This is a genomic window from Arthrobacter sp. G.S.26, assembly GCF_050847375.1.
In the GTDB taxonomy this organism is placed as follows: Bacteria; Actinomycetota; Actinomycetes; order Actinomycetales; family Micrococcaceae; genus Arthrobacter.
In genome coordinates, this window is the sequence record NZ_CP193752.1 from 1,312,338 (window position 1) to 1,334,988 (window position 22,651).

At 68.8% G+C, this 22,651-nt stretch carries 17 protein-coding genes; 5 read left to right on the top strand and 12 right to left on the bottom strand.

The annotated features are described in order from the left end of the window. Nucleotides 1–162: 162 nt before the first annotated feature. Nucleotides 163–3,840, top strand: coding sequence for a transcription-repair coupling factor (gene mfd / locus ACRB8A_RS06040; protein WP_056598016.1), 3,678 nt, complete (start codon nucleotides 163–165; stop codon nucleotides 3,838–3,840). Continuing rightward, on the top strand, nucleotides 3,840–4,652 hold the full coding sequence (locus tag ACRB8A_RS06045; protein ID WP_432245828.1) for a metal-dependent hydrolase: 813 nt from the start codon (nucleotides 3,840–3,842) through the stop codon (nucleotides 4,650–4,652). Before mfd ends, ACRB8A_RS06045 begins: the two co-directional genes overlap by 1 nt. Nucleotides 4,653–4,755: 103 nt before the next feature. Here the strand turns inward: ACRB8A_RS06045 and ACRB8A_RS06050 are convergent, their stop codons facing one another. The 6 genes from ACRB8A_RS06050 to nirB form a co-directional block, all read right to left on the bottom strand. Then, nucleotides 4,756–5,007, bottom strand: coding sequence for a hypothetical protein (locus ACRB8A_RS06050; protein WP_050685059.1), 252 nt, complete (start codon nucleotides 5,005–5,007; stop codon nucleotides 4,756–4,758). A 53-nt stretch (nucleotides 5,008–5,060) separates the two neighbouring features. Further along, complete coding sequence (gene deoC / locus ACRB8A_RS06055) at nucleotides 5,061–5,780, bottom strand: deoxyribose-phosphate aldolase (RefSeq protein ID WP_056598019.1); 720 nt, start codon at nucleotides 5,778–5,780, stop codon at nucleotides 5,061–5,063. 117 nt (nucleotides 5,781–5,897) lie between these two features. After that, nucleotides 5,898–6,758 (bottom strand): FAD-dependent oxidoreductase, encoded by an 861-nt coding sequence (locus ACRB8A_RS06060; RefSeq protein ID WP_056598022.1) that lies wholly within the window; start codon nucleotides 6,756–6,758, stop codon nucleotides 5,898–5,900. A gap of 227 nt (nucleotides 6,759–6,985) precedes the next feature. Further along, nucleotides 6,986–8,134 carry a uroporphyrinogen-III synthase gene (locus ACRB8A_RS06065; RefSeq protein ID WP_050685056.1) on the bottom strand — a complete coding sequence of 383 codons (1,149 nt, stop codon included), beginning with the start codon at nucleotides 8,132–8,134 and terminating at the stop codon, nucleotides 6,986–6,988. A gap of 14 nt (nucleotides 8,135–8,148) precedes the next feature. Beyond that, on the bottom strand, nucleotides 8,149–9,183 hold the full coding sequence (gene cobA / locus ACRB8A_RS06070) for a uroporphyrinogen-III C-methyltransferase (RefSeq protein WP_050685055.1): 1,035 nt from the start codon (nucleotides 9,181–9,183) through the stop codon (nucleotides 8,149–8,151). 2 nt (nucleotides 9,184–9,185) lie between these two features. Further along, nucleotides 9,186–11,816, bottom strand: a complete 2,631-nt coding sequence (gene nirB, locus ACRB8A_RS06075; RefSeq protein ID WP_432245829.1) for a nitrite reductase large subunit NirB — start codon at nucleotides 11,814–11,816, stop codon at nucleotides 9,186–9,188. Between the two features lie 274 nt (nucleotides 11,817–12,090). On the opposite strand from nirB, the gene nirD reads away from it, so the two are divergent. Beyond that, entirely contained in the window at nucleotides 12,091–12,477 is a 387-nt protein-coding gene (gene nirD, locus ACRB8A_RS06080; protein WP_082178244.1) for a nitrite reductase small subunit NirD, read from the top strand. Nucleotides 12,478–12,498: 21 nt separating this feature from the next. Here the strand turns inward: nirD and ACRB8A_RS06085 are convergent, their stop codons facing one another. Together ACRB8A_RS06085 and ACRB8A_RS06090 are read right to left on the bottom strand one after the other, a co-directional pair. Further along, nucleotides 12,499–14,247, bottom strand: coding sequence for a phospho-sugar mutase (locus tag ACRB8A_RS06085; protein ID WP_432245830.1), 1,749 nt, complete (start codon nucleotides 14,245–14,247; stop codon nucleotides 12,499–12,501). Nucleotides 14,248–14,349: 102 nt separating this feature from the next. After that, complete coding sequence (locus ACRB8A_RS06090) at nucleotides 14,350–15,168, bottom strand: purine-nucleoside phosphorylase (protein ID WP_056598028.1); 819 nt, start codon at nucleotides 15,166–15,168, stop codon at nucleotides 14,350–14,352. Nucleotides 15,169–15,276: 108 nt separating this feature from the next. Here ACRB8A_RS06090 and ACRB8A_RS06095 point away from each other — a divergent pair, with 108 nt between their 5' ends. Together ACRB8A_RS06095 and ACRB8A_RS06100 are read left to right on the top strand one after the other, a co-directional pair. Next, nucleotides 15,277–16,692 carry an NAD(P)H-quinone dehydrogenase gene (locus ACRB8A_RS06095; protein WP_050685071.1) on the top strand — a complete coding sequence of 472 codons (1,416 nt, stop codon included), beginning with the start codon at nucleotides 15,277–15,279 and terminating at the stop codon, nucleotides 16,690–16,692. A 9-nt stretch (nucleotides 16,693–16,701) separates the two neighbouring features. Further along, nucleotides 16,702–16,887 (top strand): PspC domain-containing protein, encoded by a 186-nt coding sequence (locus tag ACRB8A_RS06100; protein WP_050685051.1) that lies wholly within the window; start codon nucleotides 16,702–16,704, stop codon nucleotides 16,885–16,887. A gap of 53 nt (nucleotides 16,888–16,940) precedes the next feature. Here ACRB8A_RS06100 and ACRB8A_RS06105 read toward each other — a convergent pair whose 3' ends face one another. From ACRB8A_RS06105 to ACRB8A_RS06120, 4 genes are all read right to left on the bottom strand, one after another. After that, nucleotides 16,941–17,234 carry a hypothetical protein gene (locus ACRB8A_RS06105; RefSeq protein ID WP_050685050.1) on the bottom strand — a complete coding sequence of 98 codons (294 nt, stop codon included), beginning with the start codon at nucleotides 17,232–17,234 and terminating at the stop codon, nucleotides 16,941–16,943. A gap of 173 nt (nucleotides 17,235–17,407) precedes the next feature. Continuing rightward, entirely contained in the window at nucleotides 17,408–18,964 is a 1,557-nt protein-coding gene (locus tag ACRB8A_RS06110) for an FAD-dependent oxidoreductase (RefSeq protein WP_432245831.1), read from the bottom strand. Beyond that, entirely contained in the window at nucleotides 18,961–21,180 is a 2,220-nt protein-coding gene (locus ACRB8A_RS06115; protein ID WP_432245832.1) for a molybdopterin oxidoreductase family protein, read from the bottom strand. The genes ACRB8A_RS06110 and ACRB8A_RS06115 overlap by 4 nt, the downstream gene beginning before the upstream one ends. Before the next feature lies 1 nt (nucleotide 21,181). Continuing rightward, the gene (locus ACRB8A_RS06120) at nucleotides 21,182–22,645 is read right to left on the bottom strand and encodes an MFS transporter (protein WP_050687850.1); all 1,464 of its coding nucleotides are present in this window, start codon (nucleotides 22,643–22,645) and stop codon (nucleotides 21,182–21,184) included. Nucleotides 22,646–22,651 lie beyond the last annotated feature (6 nt).

Sequence of the window (22,651 nt, forward strand, 5' to 3'; positions counted from 1 at the left end):
CCTGGCGCCTCTGCCCAGCCTAGCCGCAGGACTGTCGGTGCCGCGGGGTAGGCTGGGTTTACCCGGGATTCGAAAAGAATTCCGGGTTTTCGCGTTGCCTGATTCAGCCTGCCTGATTCCACCTTGCCTGATTTTCCGCTGCACACCACAGGAGCACCTGCCATGAGCCTTTCCGGTCCGCCCACCGCCGGTCCGTCGCTGGATGGACTGCGCCGAGCGCTCGCGCCGGACCAGTCCTTCTCCCGGGTCCGGGCAGAAGCCGGGCGGGGATTCGACGTCCGCGGGCAGGACTACCAGATCAGCGCGCCGACCGGACTCCGGCCTGTCCTGCTGGCCGAGATGGTGGACGGTCTGACGGCGGCGGCTGCGGACCCGGATGCTAGTGCCGGTACCGGCACGCCCGGCGTTGTCCTGGCGGTCACCGCCACCGGCCGTGAAGCCGAGGACCTGGTGGCGGCGCTGCGCGCTTTCCTGCCCGCCGACTCCGTGGCGGAGTTCCCCAGCTGGGAGACGCTGCCGCACGAGCGGCTTTCACCCCGCTCCGACACCGTGGGCCGGCGGCTCTCCGTCCTGCGGCGGCTGGCGCACCCCGAAGGCTCTGCAGCGGGGCCGCTGCGGGTGGTGGTGGCGCCGGTACGCGCCGTGGTCCAGCCCATTGTGGCCGGCCTGGGCGAGCTGGTGCCCGTCACCCTTGCGGTGGGACAGGAAAGGCCCTTCACCGAGGTGGTCCGGAACCTCGCGGACGCCGCCTACGCCCGCGTGGACATGGTCACGCACCGCGGTGAATTCGCTGTGCGCGGCGGCATCCTGGACGTCTTCCCGCCCACGGAGGACCACCCCATCCGGGTGGAGTTCTTCGGCGACGAAGTGGACCAGATGCGCTGGTTCGCCGTGGCTGACCAGCGCTCGCTGTCAGCCCCGGGCATCAAGCACCCCACGGAACTGCACGCCCCGCCGTGCCGCGAAATCCTGATCACCCCCTCCGTGATGTCCCGGGCAGCGTCGCTGAAGGCCCAGCTGCCTGCTGCGGCCGACATGTTGGAGAAGATCGCCGGCGGCATCACCGTGGAAGGCATGGAGTCCCTGGCCCCCGTCCTGGTGGACGCCATGGTCCCGTTTGTGGACCAGCTGCCCGCCGGGTCCATCGCCGTGGTGATCGAACCGGAAAAGGTCCGCGCCCGCGCCCACGACCTCGCCGCCACCAACGAGGAATTCCTGGAAGCGGCGTGGTCCACGGCGTCCGACGGCGGCACCGCGCCTTTGGACCTCAGCTCACAGGCGTCCGCTGCGCTGCACACCGCCAGTTTCCGGTCCCTGGCCGAAACCCGGAGCGCCTCCCTGGACCACGGGGTCTCCTGGTGGTCCATCACCTCGCTGGCGCAGGACACCGAACTGCTGCCGGACATCGACGTCCTGAACCTGCACGCCCGCGAGCCCCGCGGCTACCAGGGCGACGTCGCCGAAATGATGGAGTTCATCGGCACCCACGTGCGCAACCAGTGGCGGATCGTGGTGGCCACGGAAGGTCCCGGCCCTGCCCAGCGCCTCGCCGAACTGTTCCACGACGCCGACATCCCCTGCGCCCGGGTGGACCGGCTGGACCAGGAGCCCCAGCCGGGCATCATCGAGGTGACCACTGCCGCCGTCGGACGCGGTTTTGTCCTCGACGGGCTTAAGCTGGGCCTGCTTACCGAAGCCGACCTGCTGGGCCGGACCTCCCCGGGGTCCACCAAGGACATGCGCCGGATGCCCTCCAAACGCCGCAACGCCGTGGACCCGCTGCAGCTGGTGGCGGGGGACCACGTGGTGCACGAACAGCACGGCATCGGCCGGTTTGTGGAGCTCATCCAGCGCAAGGTGGCCGGCGGCGGCGACGGCGTCCGCGAATACCTGGTCCTCGAATACGCGCCCTCCAAGCGCGGCGCGCCCGGCGACCGGCTGTTTGTCCCCACGGACCAGCTGGACCAGGTGACCCGCTACGTCGGCGGCGACGCGCCGGTGCTCAGTAAAATGGGCGGCGCCGACTGGGCCAGCACCAAATCCAAGGCCCGGAAGGCCGTCAAGGAGATCGCCGGCGAACTCATCCGGCTGTACTCGGCCCGGATGGCGTCCCGCGGGCATGCCTTCGGCCCCGACACACCCTGGCAGCGGGAGCTTGAGGAAGCCTTCCCGTACGTGGAAACCCCTGACCAGCTGACCACCATCAACGAGGTCAAAGCGGACATGGAGCGGGAAATCCCCATGGACCGGCTGGTCTCCGGTGACGTGGGCTACGGCAAAACCGAGATCGCCGTCCGGGCGGCGTTCAAAGCGGTGCAGGACGGCAAACAGGTAGCGGTGCTGGTACCCACCACCCTGCTGGCCCAGCAGCACTACGAGACCTTCACCGAACGGTTCTCCGGCTTCCCGCTCCGGGTCAAACCGCTGTCCCGTTTCCAAGGCACCAAGGAAGCGAAGGAGACGGCCGAAGGCGTCAAAAACGGCAGCGTGGACGTGGTGATCGGCACCCACCGGCTGCTGTCCAAGGACTTCGAGTTCAAGGACCTCGGCCTGGTGATCGTGGATGAGGAGCAGCGCTTCGGTGTGGAACACAAGGAAGCGCTGAAGAAGATGCGCACCAACGTGGACGTCCTGGCCATGAGCGCCACCCCCATTCCCCGGACCCTGGAGATGTCCCTGACCGGCATCCGGGAAACCTCCACCCTGGCCACCCCGCCGGAGGAACGCCACCCGGTCCTTACCTACGTGGGCCCGTACACGGACAAGCAGACCTCCGCGGCCATCCGGCGCGAGCTGATGCGCGAGGGCCAGGTGTTCCTGGTCCACAACCGCGTGTCCACCATTGAGCGGACCGCCGCCAAGATCCGGGAAATGGTGCCTGAGGCGCGGGTGGAGGTGGCCCACGGCAAGATGTCCGAGAGCCGCCTGGAACAGATCATCGTGGACTTCTGGGAACGGCGCTTCGACGTGCTGGTGTGCACCACCATCATCGAAACCGGGCTGGACATTTCCAACGCCAACACGCTCATTGTGGACGGTGCGGACAAATATGGCCTGTCCCAGCTGCACCAGCTCCGCGGCCGGGTGGGGCGCGGCCGGGAACGGGCCTACGCCTACTTCCTGTACCCCTCCGAGAAGCCCCTGGGCGAGGTGGCCCTGGAACGGCTCAAGGCCGTGGCCACCCACAACGAACTCGGCGCCGGCATGCAGCTGGCCATGAAGGACCTCGAAATCCGCGGCGCCGGCAACCTGCTGGGCGGCGAGCAGTCCGGCCACATCCAGGGCGTGGGCTTCGACCTGTACATCAGGCTGGTGGGCGAGGCGGTGGCTGACTTCCGCGGCGAGGCCGAGGAAAAGGCAGCCGAAATGAAGATCGAACTGCCGGTCAACGCGCACCTGCCGCACGACTACGTGCCGGGGGAGCGGCTGCGGCTGGAGGCCTACCGGAAGCTGGCGTCCGCGCTGACCCACGAGGCCATCGATGAGGTCCTGGCCGAACTGGTGGACCGCTACGGCGAGCCGCCGCTGCCCGCGCAGAACCTGGTGGCCGTGGCCCGCTTCCGGGTGGGGGCCCGCGAGGCCGGGCTCTCCGATGTGGCCCTGCAGGGCAACTTCATCAAGTTCTCCCCGGCCACGCTGCCCGAGTCCCGGGTGATGCGCCTGAACCGGATGTACCCCGGCGCGCAGTCCAAGCCGGCCCTTGATGCGGTGCTGCTGCCCAAGCCGAAGACGGCAAGGATCGGCGGCCGCGACCTGCAGGACGCCGAGATCCTGGAATGGGCCAACGGCGTGATCCGCAACATCTTCTCCGACGCGCCGCTGACGGCGGGCCAGGGGTGATGGGTGGCCACCACGCCGCGGCAGGTGCCGCGGCGTGGGTGGCGGTTGCCTCCACCGGCCCGTATACGCTGGGCTGGTATCCGCTGGATGCCACGGGAATCGTGATTGGCGGGATGACGACGGCGGGCACCGCCCTGGTGTGCGACTGGGACCACCGGTCCAGCACCATCGCGAACTCCCTGCCGCCGCTGTCCAACGCGGTGGCGGTGGGTATCGAGAACGCCAGCGGCGGGCACCGGCAAGGCACGCACTCGGTGGTTGGCGCAGCATGTTTTGTGCTGCTGGCCGTCGCCGTGGCCCAGTTCCAGGTGGACACACCGTGGGGGCTGCTGTCCGTCGGGGCAGGGCTGTTGTGCATGTTTATGATCAACATCGCCGCCAAGGCCCTCAAGCTGTTCCCAGCCTCCGGGTGGCTGACCAACTGGATTTTTGGGCTGCTGATGGCCGGCCTGGTGACCTGGTACGCCCCGGACCAGTGGACGTGGCTGCCCATGTCCATGCTGATCGGCGTGGTGGTCCACATCCTGGGTGACCTGGTCACCACCGGCGGTGTGCCGCTGCTGTGGCCCATTGTCATCAAACCGCCGAAGCTCTTCCGGAAAGTGCCGCTGCTGCGGAAGATCTGGCGGCCCAACGGGGCACTGTACCTGCCGGTCCTGGGGCGGGCCGGCTCCAAACGCGAGTGGCTGGTGCTGATTCCCGTGAGCGCCTACGCCATGGTGGGACTGGCCATGGCCGCCTGGTCCATCGCCCGGACCCACCTGGGCGGGGTTTCCGCGGCCGCCGTGGCGTGGGTCCGGATCTGGTTCTGAACCCGTTTTGATGCTGGGGTCCGGTCCCAAGGCGGGCAGCAAAAACCCCCGGCGGATCCTGGGCTTGCCAGGGAGTCCGCCGGGGGTTCTGGAAAATCCGGGGCTAGTGCTCCCCGGCTGAGTCCGAGCGGCCCAGGATGGTCTGCGGGATCCAGAAGGCCAGTGCGAACAGGCCAAGGCAGACGGCCATGGGCCAGGGGTTGCCGAGCGTCAGGAACGTCAGCGAGTAGATGGACCCGAGGAACAACGCCATGTGCACCACAAAGAGGATGATGCTCCCGGCCAGCGGGTTCTCATTCTGGGGGGTCTGGACATGGGCAGTGCCCTCGTGGGCCGCCGTGGTCTTGCTGGACATTCGTTCCTCCTCGGCCCGCGCGGGGCCAGATCTGTGGCGGCTGCCGGGGCCTGTCAGTAAGCGGATGAACCCTGTTCACCCTTGACAATCGCAATCCCGGAGCTGGCACCAATACGTGTTGCACCTGCTGCAATCATAGCCTGAGCGTCAGCGAGGGAACGCACTCCGCCGGACGCCTTGACGCCAAGTTGCGGCCCCACGGCGGCGCGCATCAGGGCGACATCCGCTGCGGTCGCGCCGCCGCCGTTGAAGCCGGTGGACGTCTTGACGAAGTCCGCACCGGCGGCGACGGCAGCTTCGCAGGCAAGGGTTTTCTGGCTGTCGGAGAGCAGCGAGGTTTCGATGATGACCTTCAGGATGGCGCCGCTGCCGTGCACGGCTGCCGCCACGGAGGCGATGTCCTCGGTCAGTGCGCCCTTGTCACCGGCCCGGGCGGCGGCGATGTTGATGACCATGTCCACCTCGTCGGCGCCGTCAAGGACGGCACCGCGGGCTTCGAAGGTCTTGACGTCCGTGGGCGTGGCGCCCAGCGGGAAACCCACCACCGAGCAGGTCAGGACCCCGGAGCCCTTGAGTGCCGTTTTGACGGTCTTGACCCAGACAGGGTTCACGCAGACGGACTTGAAGCCGTACTCCGCGGCTTCGGCGCAGACCCTCAGGACCTCCTCCTCGGAGGCTTCCGGCTTCAGGATCGTGTGGTCGATGTAGGACGCGATGCCGTCCGGTCCGGCGGCGGTGGCCGGGGGAACGGTGGGCGCGGCTTCGTTGCTCATGATGGTCCTCTCCAGTGGCCTTGTGGGCCGGTGGCGCGTGTCCGTGACTCGTTTCGGGACCCATCTTGCCACAGCGGCAGCACCGCCCGGGCGTGCCGGGCGGTGCTGCCGGCTGCCTCAGGCGGCGGCCTGCAGGACCGGTCCCGGGGCCGACGCGCTCAACAGCTGCGTGGCGCAGGCCCCCGCTGCTGACGCGGCCGCCACCAGCAGGCCCAGCCGGACGCCGTCGAACGCTGCGGCGTCGCCGATGGCCCAGATGCCGGGCACGGAGGTCCGGAAGTCCTGGCTGATGACGATGCCGCCGCTGGCCGCGGTGCGCAGGCCGGCGCTGGCTGCCAGGCCGTCGCGGGAGACGCGTTCCTCGGCGAGGACCACCAGGTCCCCGCTCATGCTGCTGCCGTCCTCGAAGATCACAGCGGACGCCACCAGCCCGGAGGCCGAGGTGCCCGGGACAATCGCGGCGGGCCGGGCGGTGGTGCGGATGGGGCGGACACCGCGGGCGCGGAGCACGGCTTCGGCCTGTCCTGCGGCTGCCCCGTTGCCCACCAGGATGCCCAGCGGGCGCCGGCCAAGTTCCCGGGTGACTTCGCCCACCGCACGGGAAATCCGGGCGGCGTCGTCGATGGTGGAGTAGCTCAGGCAGGAGCCGGCACCTTCCACGGGGTTGGCCACCGGTGCCGAGCCGGTGGCGATCACCAGCTGGTCGTAGCTGAATTCCATCCCGTCGGCGGTGGCCACTGTGCGCTTGGCGGCGTCGATGTGGCTGGCGGGTTGGCCGAAGCGGACGGACACCTGGGGCAGCAGGGCCAGCTCCAGCAGTTCCGCCGGGGTGTCGTCCCGGTTGCTGAGCACCGTGATGGTGCCGGTGAAGCGGCCCTGGTCCAGCTGCGTAACAAGGGCCTGGGCGGCCGGGCCTGCACCTGCGATGACGATGCGGGTGGCTGCGGGAGTGGACGGGGATGGTGCCGGAGCGGACATGTGCTGGCCCTTTCGCTGCTGGCCGCTGAGGCGGCCGGGACTTTCGTGATGCTCCCAGCGTAGGAAAGTGCTTTTACCGTTGTGTTTCCCCGCCATTGCGGCTCCGGCGGGGGTGCGTTCGCCAATGTTTACCGGCTGGTAACAGAACCCGTGACCCAGCTCTCAATCCGCCGGAGCCGGACACATATGGCCTTGGAACAGTGTCCCGGCGGCTCCGGCGGCGGGGGTCAGACCCGGATCCGGTAGCCCCGCTTGACCACGGTTTCCACCAGCCGGCCATCCGGCAGGGCGGAGCGGAGCCGGCTGACAGTCATGTCCAGGGCGTGTACGGAACCGCGGAGCTCCAGCAGGTCCGAGAGCGAATCGCGGGACAGGACGGCACCTTCCGCGCCGAGCAGCGCCCGCAGCAGCAGCAGGGGAGCCGGGGCCAGTTCCACGGGCTGGCCGTCGATCCGGAGGCTGCGGCCCCGGAGCTCGATGTTCCCGCTGCGGGTGTCCAGGCGGCGCACATGGTTCAGGGCCAGGTGCTCCACCACCAGCCGGATGAGTGCACCCATGCGGAAGCGTTCCGGCACCAGCGGGGTAATGCCGGCGTCAAGCAAGGGCTGGGCGGTGACGGGGCCCACCACTGCGGTGGTGACGGTGGTTTTGAGGCTTTCGATCAACTGCTTGTAGACGCCCATTTCGTGGGCGGTGCTCCACATGGCGTCCACAGCAGGGGCGCTGGTGAAGGTGAGGACATCGAGGTTCCCGCTGCAGGCGGCCTCGATGAGGCGCGGCAGCCGGTCCTCGCCGTCGGGCTTCACCCAGCGGTACGGGGTCACGGTCAGGACCGTGGCCCCGGACATCCGGAGCCGTTCCAGCTGCCGGACATCCGTGTAGCCGTGCAGCTGCACGGCCACGGTTTTGCCGCGGACGCCTTCCGCCAGCAGCATGTCCACCAGTGTTGCGGTGGTTTCGTCGCTGCTGATGCCGACGTCGGCCAGCCCCGCGGCGCGGACGGCGCCGCGGGCCTTGGGACCGCGGACAAACATCCGGCACGCGGCAAGGGTTTCCAGCAGTTCGTCGCCGATCCCGAACGAGTCAGCGGCCTCGCACCAGCGGCGCATGCCGTAGGCGGTGGTGGCGATGCAGAGGTCCGGTTTGGCGGCGATGATGGTCCGGGTGTCCTCGATGAGGCGCATGTCCTCCTGGACGGGGGCGATTTTCAGGGCGGGCGCGTGCAGCACTTCGGCGCCGCGGCGTTCCAGGGCCTCAATCAGGTCCTGGGAGCGACGGTGCGAGGTCACGCCGATGCGGAATCCTTCCAGCGGGGACTCCGGTGCGCCGGGTGTTTCCTCAACCTGCGGTGCCTCGGCTGGTGCAAGTGCATTCATGGGGGTCAATCCTTTCACGAACCGAGCAGCGAGGCCGCCAGCCTGTCTAAATCGGCGGCGGCTTCGGCGTGGCCGTTGTTGGCTTCCGCCACCTTGACCACCTCGCCGATGACCAGGACGGCGGGGTTGCTGCAGCCGGCGGCCGCCGTGGTGATGGTGCCGAGGTCCGCGATGGTGGTGCGCTGCCCGGGCCGGTAGCCGCGTTCCACCACGGCCATGGGCATGTCCGCCCGCATCCCGGCGCGGCGCAGGCCCGCTGCCAGCTGGTGCAGGGTCCCCACCCCCATCAGCACCACGATGGTGCCGCCGAGGCCGGCCAGGTGGTGGTGTTCCTTGTCGGTGAGCGGGGCGTGGCCGGAAACCACCGTGAACATGTGGCTGACTTCCCGGTGGGTGACGGGGATGCCGGCGGCAGCCGGGACGGAGATGGCGCTGGTGACGCCGGAGACCACTGAGACCTTGACGCCGGCGGCCACGCACGCGGCGACTTCCTCACCGCCGCGGCCGAACACGTAGGGGTCCCCGCCCTTCAGCCGGACCACGTTGTTGCCGGTGAGGGCCGCGTCCACCATGAGTTTTTCAATGTCGGCCTGGCCCACCTTGTGGTGGCCGGGCTTCTTGCCCACGTCCACCAGCACGGCTGAGGTCAGCGTGGGGAGCTCCTGGTACGGGGCAAGGCGGTCATAAAACACCACGTCCGCATCGCGCAGGGCCTTCACGGCCGCCACGGTGAGGAGATCGGTGGTGCCGGGCCCGCCGCCCACAAGGGTGACGTGCCCCGGTGCGCCGGCGGCGGGTTCGGTGGCTACGGGGATGCCCGCGGCACGGCAGCGGTCCAGGAGCAGGTCCCAGCCGGGCTGGCCGTCGTCGACGGCGGCCACCAGGAACGGGCGCTCCGGCAGCGGACCGTTGTGGTCCTCGCCCTGGGGTGTGCTGAGGCGGGATACCACGGCGCCGGCGGCTTCGTAGCGTCTGACAGCCTGGCGGGCTGCCGCGTCCGATCCGGTGACCAGGACTTCACGGCCGGTGAGGTCGATGGAGAGCTGCATGGCTATACCTCGTTCGTGTTGCTGGAACGGACCGGGATGGAGGAACCGATGAGGACCTTGGCCTTTTCCTGGGCGGTGGCGGGGCGCATCTGGCCGCGCTCGTCCGGGACGAAGGTGATGGAATCATCCTTTTGGTCCGGGGCGTTGACGAACGACCGGAACCGGCGCAGGCGCTCCGGGTCCTTCAGGGTGTCGGCCCATTCGTCCTGGTAGGTGTCCACGTGCTTGGCCATGGCTGCTTCGAGGTCTGCCGCGATGCCCAGCGTGTCGTTGACCACCACGTCCTCGACGTGCTTGATGCCGCCGTCGAGCTCTTCCTGCCAGCGGGCCGTGCGCTGCAGCCGGTCCGCGGTGCGGATGTAGTACATAAAGTAGCGGTCGATGTATTTGATCAGCGTCTCGTCATCCAGGTCCTTGGCCAGGAGCTGGGCGTGCGCCGGGGTTGCCCCGCCGTTGCCGCCAACGTAAAGGTTCCAGCCGTCCGCCGTGGCGATCACGCCGACGTCCTTGCCGCGGGCCTCCGCGCATTCCCGGGCGCAGCCGGAGACACCCATCTTCAGTTTGTGCGGGCTGCGCAGGCCCCGGTAGCGGAGCTCAAGCTGGATGGCCATGGCCACCGAGTCCTGGACGCCGAACCGGCACCAGGTGGAACCGACGCAGGACTTCACGGTGCGCAGGCTCTTGCCGTAGGCCTGGCCGGATTCGAAGCCGGCGTCCACCAGTTCCTTCCAGATTTCCGGAAGTTCCTCGAGCCGGGCACCGAACATGTCGATCCGCTGGCCGCCGGTGATTTTGGTGTACAGGTTGTACTTCTCGGCGACGGCGGCAATGACGCCGAGCTTCTTGGGGGTGATTTCGCCGCCGGCGATGCGGGGGACCACCGAGTAGGTGCCGTCCTTCTGCATGTTGGCCAGCGCGCGGTCGTTGGTGTCCTGCAGGGTGCCGCGGCCGGCGTCCAGCACGTAGGCGCTGTTCTGGCTGGCCAGGATGTTGGCGATGGTGGGCTTGCAGATGTCGCAGCCGGCGCCGGTGCCGCACTTGGCCATGACCTCCTCGAAGGAGGTCAGTTCCAGGACGCGGATGGTTTCGAAGAGTTCCTGGCGGGACAGTTCGATGTGCTCGCACAGGGCCTTGGATACTTCGACGCCGGACTTGGTGAGCTCCGTTTCCAGCAGTTTCTTCAGCATGGGCACGCAGGAGCCGCAGCTGGTGCCGGCGCGGGTGCAGCCCTTGAGCTCGCCGAGTTCCTGCACCGGGGCGTTCCCGTCGCAGGCACCGCAGCCGTTGACGGTGTCGCGGATGGTTCCGGCGGAGACGTTGTTGCAGGAGCAGAGGATGGCGTCGTCCGGCAGTTCGGTTTCGGGGGCGTCGCCGCCGCCGGCAGCGGTCAGGTAGGCGCCGGGTTCCGCGCTCAGTTCGCGGCCCAGGATGGGCCGCAGCGAGGTGTACGGGGTGGCGTCGCCAACAAAGATGCCACCCAGGAGGGTCTTGGCATCGTCGGTGGTAACGATCTTCTGGTAGACGCCTCGGGCGGGGTCCGCGTAGACGATTTCGAGGGAGTGCTCGGTGCGGGCGAACGCGTCGCCGAAGCTTGCCACGTCAACGCCGGAGAGCTTGAGCTTGGTGGCGGTGTCGAAGCCGGGGAACGTGGCCGCGCCGCCGTGCAGCCGGTCCGCGACGATCTCGGCCATGGTGTTGGCCGGGGCCACCAGGCCAAGGCACATGCCCTCGAAGTTGGCCACTTCACCGATGGCCCAGATGTCCTCAACCTCGGTGGCGCAGGAATCGTCAATCACCACGCCGCCGCGCTGGCCCAGGCTGAACACCTGCTCCTCGCCCTCGGCGGCGCGGAAAAGCTCGTCGCGGGGCTTAACGCCGATCGCAACGATCACCAGGTCCGCCTCGATGGTGCGGCCGTCGGCCATCAGGACACCGGTGACCTGGCCGTCGTCGTCCGCCAAAACCTCGGTGGGGAACACACCGCCGTGGACCGTGAAGCCCTTGGCCTCGATCAGGCGGCCCAGGGCCTGGCCCGCGCCTTCGTCGAGCTGGGTGTTCATCAACCAGGGCGAGCCGTTGATCACGATGGGGTTGGCGCCGAGCTGCTCGGTGCCGGCCGCGGACTCCAGGCCCAGCAGGCCACCGCCGATGGTGACGGCGTTGACCTTCCGGCCCAGTTTGGCGGTGAGGTCGGCGATGGCCTTGTTGATGGCCCACACGTCTTCAAGGGTGCGGTACACGTGGGTGTAGGCGGCCCCGGGAATGGGCAGCCGGGCGGCGTCGGAACCGGTGGCCACCACCAGGTGGTCGTAGGGGTAGCTGCTTCCCGCGGCGGTTTGCACGGTTTTGGCTGCGGCGTCGATCTTCACCACGCGCTCGCCGCTCTTCAGCGTCAGTGCGTTGTGGTCCCACATGGACGCTGTCCCCAGGGTCAGGTCCACGCTGCTGTCTGTCAGGGCCTTTGACAGCGCAACACGGTCATACGGCAGGTGCACCTCCTCGGTGAGGACCGTGACATCCCAGCCGTCCAGGCCGCGGGTGTGCATGGCGTCGGCGAAGCGGTGGGCTGCCGGCCCGCCGCCGGCGACGACGACGCGGCGCGGTGTCTCTGTACGGGAAGTCTGTTCGGTCACTGGAGGGCCTTTCGCATGGGCCGCAGCGGACTTGCCTGCAACCTTTTCTGTCGAGCTTTCCCTCAACAGTAGGAAGCGGCAGTTTCGCTTCAGTTTCCCAATTGTTTCGCGAACTTAACTTCTGCATCACGAACGCATTTCCCGGCGGGTTAGGTGTCTTTTACGCGCCGGACACATTCGCCGCACCCCGTTGAAACACCTGCCGCCTAGCGTGGAACGTGGCCGCAACGGCTGCCAGAGACTGGCATAACAAGCACAGGGAGAGGAGCCGGACATGACGGCAACACTGGAACTTGGGGTACCCGGGACCGCAACGGCCGACGCCGGAACGCGCCCCACCGCCGGATGGCACCGCATCTGCGCCGTTGAGGACCTCGAACTGTCCTGGGGTGAGGCGGCTCTGGTCGACGGCCGCCAGGTGGCGGTCTTCCGTACCGGCGCGAGTGAGGTTTTCGCCGTCGCCAACGAGGACCCGGCCACCGGGGCCCACGTGATGGCGCGCGGCATCCTGGGCTCGCGGGGCCTGCGGCCCACCATCGCCTCGCCGCTGCACAAAGAGGTCTATGACCTCGAGACCGGCGAATGCCTGACCAGCCCGGGCCTTGCCCTGGACACGTTCAGTACGCGGCTGGCCGGCGGCTTCCTGGAAGTCGAGCTCTAGGCCGCCGCAGCGTTCCGGCCGCTACAGGCCGAGGGCTTCGCTGACATCCTGCAGGGCCGCGTCCAGTGCCGAACGCGCCGCCTGCCGGGCGGCCGGAAGCTCAGCCGCGGACCCCACGTGCTGGATCACCTCGAGGTAGCACTTGAGTTTGGGCTCGGTGCCGCTGGGCCTGATGATCACCCGGGTCAGGTCCCGGGTGACATACAGGAGGCCGTCCGTGGGCGGCAGCTGCGGGCTGCCCTCCGCCAGGTCCGTGTAGACCTCCACTGCGGAGGACGCAAAGGATTCGGGCGGGGAGACGCGGAGCCGGTTCATCATGGCATCCAGCAGCCCCAGGTCCGCCACGCGGATACTCAGCTGGTCACTCGCGTGCAGCCCGTGCCGCAGATAAAGGTCATCCAGCGTGTCAAAAACTGTCCGGCCGTCCGCTTTTGCGGCGGCGGCCAGCTCGGCGATCAGGACAGCGGCGGAAATACCGTCCTTGTCCTTCACCAGGTCCGGGGCCACGCAGTAGCCCAGCGCTTCCTCGTAGCCGTACACCAGGCCGGGAACACGGGAAATCCATTTAAAGCCGGTGAGGGTTTCCTCATGGTCGTAACCGGCTGCGGCGGCGATGCGGGCCAGCAGCCGGGAGGACACAATCGAGTTGGCAAAGACGCCCCGGTGTTCCCCTTCCGGGGTGCCGTCGGCGTTGGCGGACCTGGCCGCGACGTGCGCGCCCAGCAGCGCACCCACTTCGTCGCCGCGGAGCATCCGCCAGGCACCCGTATCCGGGTCCTTGGCAGCTACAGCGGCCCGGTCGGCGTCGGGGTCGTTGGCGATAACGATGTCCGCGTCCAGCCGCTCTGCGGCTTGCAGTGCCAGGTCCAGGGCGCCCGGCTCCTCCGGGTTGGGGAAACTGACGGTGGGGAAGCCAGGGTCCGGCTCGGCCTGCTCCGCCACCAGGGTGACGTTCTGGAAACCTGCGGCGTTAAGGACAGCCAGTGCGGTGGCCCCGCCTACCCCGTGCAGCGGGGTCAGGACGATCCGCAGGTCCCGGGCCGGGAACCGGTCCGGGCGGGCCAGCCCGGCGGTGGCTTCCCGGTACGCGGCGGCGAGGGAGCCGTCCAGGACGGTCCAGCCCTCGGTGGCCAGGGCGATGCCCGCCAGCGGTCCCACGGCGTCGATGTGGGCGGCGATTGCGGCGTCGAACGGGGCCACGATCTGGGCGCCGTTGCCGCTTTCCGGCACCGCGTGGCGGCCCAGATAGACCTTGTAGCCGTTGTCCTGGGGCGGGTTGTGGCTGGCGGTGACCATCACGCCGCCGTCGCATCCGAGCGCGCGGACGGCGTAGGCCAGCAGGGGAGTGGGCAGCGCCGCCGGGAGCAGGAACGTTTCAATCCCCGCTGCGGTGAAGATCGCCGCCGTTTCGGCGGCGAAGACGTCGGAATTGTGCCGGGCGTCGTAGCCAACGACGGCGCGCGGCCGGGTTCCGGGCGCAGCCTCAGCTACGGCAGCCAGCAGGAACGCCGCGAAACCGGCGGCGGCGCGGCGCACCACCACGCGGTTCATCCGGTTGGGGCCGGGGCCGAGGGCTGCGCGCAGGCCGGCGGTGCCGAACTGGAGGGTGCCGCTGAAGCTGTCGGCGAGTTCCTGCCGGGCGGCGGGATCGCCCTCCCCATCGCGCCGGAGCAACTCAAGGAGGGCGGCGGACGTTGCCGGGTCCGGGTCTTGGGCGGCCCATTCACGGGCCTCGGTGAGCAGGCGGGACTCGGCAGCGGGGGTCGTCATGCCCCTAACGCTATCGTCATTGGGCTGCCGTTTCAGCCACTGCGGGGCCGCAACCGGCCGGATGCCGGGCTTTTTCCAGCCTGGTTGCGGCCCCGCAGTGGTTCAGAGTTTGGTGATGATGTCCGCGAGGAGCCGGGAGATCCGCGGGCCGGCGGCCTGGCCGGATTCGATGACTTCCTGGTGGCTGAGTGGCTGCGGGCTGATGCCGGCGGCGAGGTTGGTGACCAGGGAGATGCCGAAGACTTCCATGCCGGCGTGCCGCCCGGCGATTGCTTCCAGCGCCGTGGACATGCCCACCAGTTCCGCCCCGATCCGCTTGGCGTACTGCACTTCCGCGGGGGTTTCGTAGTGCGGACCCGTGAACTGGGCGTAAACGCCCTGGTCCAGGGTGGGGTCCACTTCCCGGGCCAGGTCCCGGATCCGCGCGGAGTAGAGATCGGTCAGGTCCACAAACGTGGCCCCTTCCAGGGGCGAGGCCGCGGTGAGGTTGATGTGGTCGCTGATCAGGACCGGCGTTCCCGGGGTCCAGGCTTCGTTCAGCCCGCCGCAGCCGTTGGTGAGGACCAGGGTTTTGCAGCCTGCAGCGGCGGCGGCGCGGATCCCGTGGACCACGGCACGCACGCCCTTGCCCTCGTAGTAGTGGGTGCGTGCGCCGAGGACCAGGGCCCGTTTGCCGTCCTTGGTGAGGATGGACCGGATGGTGCCCACGTGACCTTCCACCGCCGGGGCGTGGAATCCGGGGACCTCCGCGGCGGAGAGCGTGGCGGTGGTTTCGCCGATCAGGTCGGCCGCCTCGCCCCAGCCGGAGCCGAGGACCAGGGCCACGTCATGGCTGTCGACGCCGGTTTCCTCGGCGATGTAGTCGGCCGCGGCCTGGGCGGCGGCGAAGGGATCCGTGTTCAGGAAGTCTGTTGTACTCACTGGTACAAGCTATCCTGCCGCCCCGGGCGAGGCCCACCTTTCGGTGGGGTTTGGTGAGAGAACGGTTTCTTTGGTGGTTCGGCGGAACAGGGGCGAGAATGGTTGATTGTGACTACGCACCCAGATTTCAGTTCACCCCGGATCGCAATCCTGGGAGGTGGTCCGGGCGGGTACGAAGCCGCCATGGTGGCCGCCTCGCTGGGGGCGCAGGTCACCATCATCGAACGTGCCGGCCTGGGCGGCTCCGCAGTCCTCACGGACGTGGTTCCGTCCAAAACCCTCATTGCCACGGCTGACCTGATGACCCGGGTCGGCGAGGCCGGCGAACTGGGCGTGAAGTTCGACGTCGACGGCGGCGACTTTGTTCCCGTGATGCGCGCGGACCTCAAGCACATCAACGACCGGCTGCTGAACCTGGCCCGGAGCCAGTCGAAGGACATCCACGACGGCCTGGCCCTGCAGGGCGTCCGTATCCTCACCGGTTCCGGCCGGCTGCTGGATGACCACACCATCGAGGTCCTCACCGCCGACGGCACCGAGACGGTCGAGGCGGACACCATCCTGCTGGCCGTCGGGGCCCACCCGCGAGAGCTCCCCACCGCTCGTCCCGACGGCGAACGGATCCTGAACTGGGCCCAGATCTACAATCTGGACGAGCTGCCCGAGGACCTGATTGTGGTGGGGTCCGGTGTGACCGGCGCCGAATTCGCCTCCGCCTACAACGGCCTGGGCTCCAAGGTCACCCTCATCTCCAGCCGCGACCGCGTGCTGCCGGGTTCCGACGTCGACGCGGCAGTGGTCCTGGAGGAAGTCTTCGAACGCCGCGGCGTCCGCGTGCTGTCCCGCTCCCGCGCCGAGGCTGTGGAACGCACGGAGGACGGCGTGGTGGTCACGCTGGGCGACGGGTCCAAGGTCACCGGCAGCCACTGCCTGGTCTGCGTGGGCTCCATTCCCAACACGGCCGGCATCGGCCTGGAAGAGGCCGGTGTGGCGGTCAGCGACGGCGGTTACATCAAGGTGGACGGCGTCTCCCGCACCACCGCCCCGAACATCTATGCTGCCGGCGACTGCACGGGAGTGCTCCCGCTGGCGTCCGTGGCCGCCATGCAGGGCCGCATCGCCGTGGCGCACTTTATGGGCGACGGCGTGACCCCGCTGAAGCTGCACCAGGTGGCGTCCAACATCTTCACCTCACCGGAGATCGCGAACGTGGGCGTGACGGAAGCCGAGATCGAGTCCGGCAAGTACCAGGGCGATGTCATCAAGCTGTCGCTCCGGAGCAACGCCCGGGCCAAGATGCGCAACCACCGCGACGGTTTTGTGAAGATCTTCGCCCGGAAGGGCTCCGGAACCGTGATCGGCGGGGTGGTGGTGGGTCCCAACGCTTCCGAGCTGATCTTCCCGATCGCCATCGCCGTCAAGCAGAAACTGCACGTTGATGATGTGGCCAGCACCTTCACCGTCTACCCGTCCCTAACGGGGTCCATCTCGGAAGCCGCGCGCCGCCTGCACGTTCACATGTAGGTTAGGCCCATGGCAACTTCACTGGTGCGGCCCCGCCGCGGAAAAATCATCGGCGGCGTCTGCGCTGCCCTCGCCGCCCGGTTCGGGCTGCCAAAATTCCTGGTCCGGCTGGGTTTTGTGATCTTTGGTGTGGTGGGCATCGGGGAACTGGTGTACATCATCCTCTGGGTCCTGATTCCGAAGGACGCAGCTTAGGCACGTGCCGGGGCAGGGTTGGCCCCCTGGACCGGGGGCCAACGGGGCGGGCTCTACGGCCCCATGCCTTCGAAGGCCTCGGGGTAGGGGAACTTATGGCCGTTGCAGAGCAAGCCAGGACTTGGCACCATTGCCTTGCCGCCGGCCTTGACGATCTGGCCGTAGGACTGGACCCGGCCGCCTTCCACAGGATCATCTGGAGTGTCGTTCTGACCAGAGAACGAGCAGATGGAGTTGGCGTGGGCTGGCCCTCGTTCAATCTGCCCGGCCGCCATGGCCGGGGCGGCCTGCAGGCCGATGAATGCCGCCGTGCAGATGGCAGCACCAATTAATGATGTTTTGCGCATAGCTTTCCTCAATCTCTAGAAGTGCCGAAACTTCCAGGCCACAGGCGCATGCCGATCCGGTGCAAACCCTGACACTGCCCAGCGCAGGCCTGCAACCCCCGGGACGGATCCCGTGCGGGAATCTTAGGAGCTTCGGGGCGGCAAGGGAAGGGCCTCAGGGTTCGGGGGGTTCCTCAGGCGGCCGGGACCGCCTGGAAGTGTTTTTCGATCAGCCCGCGGATGTCGTCGTGGCAGCCGCCGCAACCGGTTCCCGCCCGGGTGGCTTTGGAAACCTCGGGAACGGTGGCACAGCCTCCCGCCACGGCGTCCTGGATCACCGCACCGCTGACACCGGCGCACCGGCACACGGTTCCCTGCGGATCGGCGGTAACGGGCAGCTGGTCCGGGCCATCGAGGCGCAGCAGCAGGGACCGGTCCGCCGGCAGTTCGGCGCCGCGTTCAAAGAGACCCACAAGTTCGGCCGCGGTCCGTGGCATCCCCACCGAGACCAGGCCTGCCAGGACACCGCCGCGGGTGGTCATTTTGACGTAGCGGCCGTGCTCGGGATCAGCCCACTGGGCAATCTGCAGGCGCGGCCTGCCATTCACGGCACCGGCGGACAGTGCCTCGTCGTCCCACGGATCGGCACTGTTGTCCCCGGCCACGGCCATGTTCATGCCGCGCGCCTTGAGCACCACCACTCCTGCCTGCTCCGGCGGCAGGGCCGGCAGCGCTTCCGCGTCCTCAACCAGCCCCGCGGCCAGGAGGCCCAGGTATTCGGCAAGCCATTCGGCCTGCCGCCAGCCCGGTCCCACCAGGCCGGAGGGGCCCTTGGCGTTGCGGCAGTCGGTGCAGTCCGGGTCGGGGCAGCGCACCTCGGCGCAGTCGCCGATCGCGAAAATGTGCGGTTCGTGGTGCGCCCGGAGCCGATGGTCCACCAGGATGCCGGTCTGGGTGGACAGGCCGCAGCCTTCGGCCAGTTCCGTCCGGGGCCGGACGCCGCACGAGAGGACCAGGAGGTCCCCGTCAATCGCTGAACCGTCGTCAAGGAGCAGTGCCGAGAACCCGCCGTCGGGCGCTTTGTGCTCAACGCCCGTGGACCGCGCGTTGCCGGCCACCCGAACGCCGCAGCGCCGCAGGCCCGCGGCCAGGACGGCGCCGCCGCCCCTGTCAATGTTGCGCCCCAGCGGGTGCGGGCCGTTGTGCACCACCGTGACGGTGGCGCCTTCCTCCGCCGCGGCCAGCGCGGTTTCCAGGCCCAGGACGCCACCGCCCAGGACCACCACGCGTTTGCCGCCGGCCACGGCCTGGCGCAGCACCCCGGCATCGCGGAGGTCCCGCAGCGCCGTCACACCGGCCGGCAGGACCGGCGAGGTGGGGTCCGGGTTGATGCCGGTGAGGTTGGGGATGACGGGCCGGGAACCGGTGGCGAACACCAGCCGGTCATAGTGGACGGTGCTGCCGTCCGCGAGGATGACCAGCTGCCGGGCCCTGTCCACCCGGCGGACCCGGGTGCCCAGCCGGACGTCAACGCCGTCCCCGGCCAAGGCCGCGGCATCCGCCAGGGCGAGGGCATCGGCGGTGGTCCGGCCCACGCCCAGATCAGCGACCAGGACCCGGTTGTAGGCGGCTTCGTTTTCCTCGCCCACCACCGTGAGCCGGACCTGGCCGGAACGGACGGCCGGCAGGAGTTCGTCCACCAGCCGGGCCGCGACGGGCCCGAATCCCACAATGACTGTCTGCTCGCTCATGAGGCCTCCGACATCTGGTGCGCGTTGGTCGAAACGGGTACGGCAACGGGCCGGACCTGCACGGTATTGAACTTGAATTCGGGCATCCCGGAGATGGGGTCCGTGCTGGCTTCAGTGAGTCGGTTGGCGCTTTCCATCCCGGGGAAGTGGAACGGCAGGAACACGGTTTCGGGCCGGATGGCGGTGCTGAGCTCGGCCCGGCACACCACCTCGCCGCGTTCGTTGGAGACCGACACCAACGCGCCGGCGGTGATGCCCAGCGACCCGGCAGCGGCAGGATGGATCTGGACGGTGGCCTCCGGGCGGGTGGCCAGGAGTTCGGCCACCCGCCGGGTCTGGGCGCCGGACTGGTAGTGCTCAAGGAGCCGGCCAGTCACCAGGGTCATGGTTTTGGCGGGGGCGGCGCCGTTAGCCGCGGCTGGCGGCGCAGGCGTACGACGGCGGCGGGGCACCACCGCTGTCATCACCGCCTTGCCATCAGGGTGGGCAAAGCCGTCAGTGAACAGGCGCGGGGTTCCCGTGCTTCCGGCCGGGTAGGGCCAGTAGGCGGCTTCGCCGCGGTCCAGCATGGCGTAATCGATCCCGGAGTAATCGGCCAGGCCGCCGGCGGAGGCCAGCCGGAGTTCCTCGAAGACTGTCTCCGGGTCCTCGCTGTAGGTGGAGGGGGCGTCGAGGGCTTCCGCCAGCCGGGCCATGATCCAGAGTTCGCTGCGGGCACCGGCCGGCGGTGCCAGGGCCCGGCGGCGGCGCAGGACCCGGCCTTCGAGGTTTGTCAGGGTGCCTTCCTCCTCGGCCCACTGCAGAACCGGCAGGACCAGGTCCGCCTCGGCGGCGGTCTCGGACATAAAGAAGTCGCACACCACCAGGAAGTCCAGGCTGCGAAGGCCCGCGATGACGGCGTTTGCATCGGGGGAGGCCACGGCGATGTTGGAGGCGTGGACAAACAGGCAGTGCACCCCGTCCGGCTGGCCCAGGGACTTCAGCAGCTGCACGGCCGGGAGCCCGGGGCCGGGGATGAGGCTCTCCGGCACGCCCCACACCCCGGCCACGTGGGCCCGGGCGGCGGGGTCGGTGATCTTGCGGTAGCCCGGGAGTTGGTCGGCCTTCTGGCCGTGCTCGCGCCCGCCCTGGCCGTTGCCCTGGCCGGTCAGGGTGCCGTAGCCGCTGCGGGCTGAGCCGGGCAGGCCCAGCAGGAGGCTGAGGTTGATGGCGGCCGTGGCGGTATCTGTGCCGTCCACGTGCTGTTCCACGCCGCGGCCGGTGAGGATGTAGGCACCGCCCCGGGTGGTGCCGGCGGCGAGCCGCCGGGCGGTTTCGCGGATCAGCTCCGCCGGGACCCCGGTGAGGCCCTGGACCCGTTCCGGCCAGAAGGCGCTGACGCTCCGGGCCACGGCGCTGTAGCCGGAGGTACGGTCCGCCACGTAGGTGGTGTCCACCAGTTTTTCGGCAATGACCACGTGGGCGATGCCCAGCAGGAGGGTCAGGTCGGTGCCCGGCAGGGGCTGGAGGTGGAGGCCGGCGCCGTCGGCGGTGAAGTCGGCAGTGGCGGAGCGCCGCGGGTCCACCACGATCAGGCCGCCGGCGTCGCGGGCGCCCTTGAGGTGCTGGACGAAGGGCGGCATGGTTTCGGCCACGTTGGAGCCGAGCATCAGGATGGTGGCGGCGGTGTCCAGGGCAACGAGTGGGAACGGCAGGCCGCGGTCCACACCGAAGGCCCGCATCCCGGCGGCTGCTGCGGAGGACATGCAGAACCGGCCGTTGTAGTCGATCCGGGAGGTGCGCAGAGCCAACCGGGCGAACTTGCCCAGCATGTAGGCCTTTTCGTTGGTGAGCCCGCCGCCGCCGAAGACACCCACGGCATCCGCGCCGTAGCGGGCCTGTGTGGCCTGCACGGCATTGGCGGCCAGCTCCAGGGCGTGGTCCCACGTGATGGGGCGGTGGACGCCGTCGGGCCCTTTGAGGAGCGGCTCGGTGACCCGGCCCGGGTGGTTCAGCAGCGAGGCGGAGGTCCAGCCCTTGCGGCACAGGCCGCCCTTGTTGGCGGGGAAGTCGCGGCCGGCCACGTCCAGGACGGGGGCTGCCGACGGTGCGGGAGGAAGCAGGGTCACGGGGACCGGCCCCGGCGTTGACGCCGGGGCCGGATCCGCGGGGGAGGTCAGCGTCATGGCGCACTGCAGGGCGCAGTAAGGGCAGTGCGTGTCGGCGCTTGTGGTCATGTTAGACGTGTCCCATCGCATTTCGGTTGGCGTTGCGGATGTAGAAGAACCAGCAGACCACCAGCATCAGGACGTAGGCCCCCACGAAACCGTAGAAGGCCGGGGTGTACGAGCCGGTGGCCGTGTTGGAGGCGTTGAGCACCTGCGGAATCACGAACCCGCCGTAGGCGCCGATCGCCGAGATCAGGCCCAGGGCCGAGGACGCCAGCCGCTGGGTTGCCACGGAGTTGGCGCCCTTCCGGGCGGCGCGGCTGGAGATGGCGAAGATGACCGGGATCATTCGGTACGTTGCGCCGTTTCCGAAGCCGCTGGCGGTGAAGAGCATCAGGAACAGGACCAGGAAGAGCCAGAAGTTCTTCAGGGGCAGCGTCCAGATCATGGTCAGGGTGATGACGGCCATGGCGGCGAAGGCCGCGACGGTCATCCGGGCGCCGCCCATGCGGTCAGCCATGCGGCCGCCGTAGGGGCGGGCCAGGGAGCCCACCAGCGGGCCGAGGAAGGCCAGCGACAGGGCCACGGTGCCGATCCCGATGGAGGAGAAGGCCGGGAAGTAGTCCTTGATCAGTTTCGGGAAGACACCGGCGAAGCCGATGAACGAACCGAAGGTGCCGATGTACAGCAACGCCATGATCCACAGGTGCGGTTCCTTCAGGGCTGCCACGGAACCGGCGATGTCGCCCTTGGCGCTGGTGAGGTTGTCCATGTACTTCCAGGCGCCAAACGCGGCGATCAGGATGAAGGGAACCCACATCCAGCCTGCCAGTGGAAGGTTGACGGTGCCCACTGCAAGGAGGGTGATGACGATCGGGACGGCCAGCTGCGCGACGGCGGCGCCCATGTTTCCGCCGGCCGCATTCAGGCCCAGTGCCCAGCCCTTTTCCCGGGCCGGGTAGAAGAAGGTGATGTTGGCCATGGAGCTGGCGAAGTTGCCGCCGCCGAAGCCTGCCAGCGCCGCCACCAGGAGCATCACGCCAAACGGGGTTTCCGGGTTGGAGACGCAGAGCGCCAGTCCCGTCGCTGGGATCAGGAGCAGCAGGGCCGAGACGATGGTCCAGTTGCGGCCGCCGAAGCGCGGAACCATAAACGTGTAAGGGATGCGGAGCGTTGCGCCCACCAGGCTGGGCATGGAGATGAGCCAGAAGATTTCCGAGGTGCTGAACGTGAAGCCTGCGGCCGGCAGCTGGACCACCACGATGGACCACAGCTGCCACACCACAAAGCCGAGGAATTCGGCGAAGATGGACCAGTTCAGGTTGCGGCGGGCGATGGCGCGGCCGCCGGACTCCCATTGTTCCTTGTTCTCGGCATCCCAGTTGGCGATCCAGCGGCCGGGGCGGAATTCAAGGGCGGGAGCGGCGGTGGTGCCGGCAGTGCCGGGCTGTGCGCTGGCGGCTGCGGACCCATTGACCTCGGTGAGATCAAGGGAATTTCCGGTGCCGGCATCAGCGGTGCGATCGACAGTCACGGGTTA